The following is a 2,108-nucleotide window of genomic DNA, read 5'->3' as shown; positions in this document are numbered from 1 at the left end:
CCGCACGCCATCGCGACCGTGGCGTCGCGCCCTCGAGTGTCCCGCACCCCGGCCCGCGCGGAAAGGACCCTTTCCGCTGCCCCGCAGGGGTTCCGGACGGCGGAAAGGGTCCTTTCCGCGGAACGGGGGCGCGGGCGGGCGCGCGAACCCGGAGACGGGCGCCCGGGGTCTCAGCCCACCGAGCGGGGCGACGGGCCCGCCGGGGGCGACGCCAGCCGCGCCGCCGTCGAGATGAGCGCCGCGTGGACGAACGCCTGCGGCAGGTTCCCCCGCAGCTGCCGCTGCTGCACGTCCCACTCCTCCGCCAGCAGCGCCGGCGGCCCGCACGCCGCCCGGTTGCGCTCGAACAGCCGGAACGCCGCCACCTCGTCCCCGCGGGCGTGCTCCGCCGCCGCCAGCAGGAACCCGCACAGCAGGAACGCCCCCTCGCCCTCGCCCAGCGGCAGCGAGTCCGGCGAGTACCGGTAGACGTACCCGTCCACCACCAGGTCGCGGCGCACCGCCGCCAGGGTGGCGTCCGAGCGCGGGTCGTCCACCGGCAGCGCCCCGTACAGCGCCGGGCGCAGCAGCGCCGCGTCCACCCCCGGCTTGCCCGGGCTGCGCTGCCAGCGGCCCTCCACCGGGTGCAGGCAGCGCCGCGACGTCTCCGCCAGCAGCTGGTCGGCGAGCACGCTGATCCGCCCCGCCTCCGGCGGCTGCACCACCCGCGCGGCGGCGCGCAGCCCCGCGACGCACTCCAGCCGGGAGTGCGCCCACCAGTCGTCCTCGATCTCCCAGATCCCGGCGTCGGGCTCGTCCCAGCGCCGCTCCACCGCGTCGACCACCGCGTGCAGCGCCCGCCACCCGTCGACGTCGAGGGCGTCGTGCTGCGCGGCGGTGGCCAGCAGCTGCAGCACCTCCCCGCACGCGTCCAGCTGGAACTGCCCCGCCACGTGGTTGCCCGCCACGTCGCAGCCGCCGGGGTAGCCGGGCAGCCCCACGGGCCGCTCCGCCGGCACCGGGTCGCCCAGCACCGTGTACGCCGGGCGCAGCGCCGGCCCGTCGGCCAGCACCCGCGCCACCACGAAACGCACCAGGGTGTCGAACAGCGGCAGCGGATCACCGCAGGCGGCCATCGCCAGGCCCGCGTAGCACTGGTCCCGGATCCAGGCGTAGCGGTAGTCGTAGCTGCGACCGCGGTCGGCGTGCTCGGGCAGCGCCATCGTCGCGGCCGCCACCATCCCCCCGGAGTCGCTGGTCAGCCCCCGCAGCAGCGCGTAGGAGTGCCGCGCCTCCTCCGGCGCCACCGAGTGCTGCGCGGCCAGCGCGCTGTCCGGCACCGCCGAGCGCCACGTGTGCACCGTCGCCGCCCAGGCGTGGTCGCAGTCCACGGGCTCGCCGGGGGAACCCTCGCCCACCTCCAGCACCAGGTCGTGCACCTGCCCGGCCGGCACCCGCAGCCGCTGGCGCAGCACCCCGTCGTCGTCGGCCGTCGCGCCGGCCAGGCCCGTCAGCCGCACCCGCAGGTCGCCGGTGCGGGCGCTCCAGCGGCCGGCGTCGTCGCGGCGCAGCTCCCGCAGCTTCCGGGTGCCGTACCCGGCCCGCAGGTCCAGGACGACGTCCACCTCCGCGTCGCCCTCCGCGGCGCGCACCTGGCGCAGCACCACGGCGCGGCGGGGGTCGCTGGGCATCGCGAGGGCGTCGCGGCACTCGACCCGGGCGCCGTCGCGGCAGGTCCAGCGGTGGCGGAAGACGAGCGTGCCGCTCTCGTAGAACCCGCCCCACACGAAGGAACCGGTGGGGGTGACGGCGAAGGCGCCGCGGCCGCCGAGGAGCTGGGCGAGCACGGCGTCGTCGTGCCAGGTGGGCACGCACAGCCACACCATGTCGCCGCGGGGGCCCACGAGGGCGCCGCGCGCGCCGTCGGCGACGAGGGCGTAGTCGCGCAGCACGTGCGGCGGGAAGCTCGCGGGCGGGGTCGGGGCGGGGTCGGGGCGGGGGGCGCTCACCGGGCCACCCCACCCCGGGCGGGGCGCCACCGCACCCCGGGGCGGGGCCTGGGGTCGCCTGAACCCGGAGTTGGGCGCACCAAGCGGGGCTTGGGGTCGCCCGAACCCGGAGTTGGGCGC

The 2,108-nt window shown here is 78.3% G+C and carries 1 protein-coding gene; it reads right to left on the bottom strand.

Annotated elements, in window-relative coordinates; all coding sequences use genetic code 11:
* Positions 1 to 170 precede the first annotated feature (170 nt).
* Positions 171 to 1,988, bottom strand: a complete 1,818-nt coding sequence (locus tag ABEB16_RS18735) for a glycoside hydrolase family 15 protein (protein ID WP_345713727.1) — start codon at positions 1,986 to 1,988, stop codon at positions 171 to 173.
* Positions 1,989 to 2,108 lie beyond the last annotated feature (120 nt).

It is taken from the genome of Kineococcus glutinatus (genome assembly GCF_039542765.1).
Taxonomy (GTDB): Bacteria; Actinomycetota; Actinomycetes; order Actinomycetales; family Kineococcaceae; genus Kineococcus_A; species Kineococcus_A glutinatus.
Note: the sequence above shows the minus strand (reverse complement) of the source record. Positions and strands in the feature narration are given on the sequence as shown.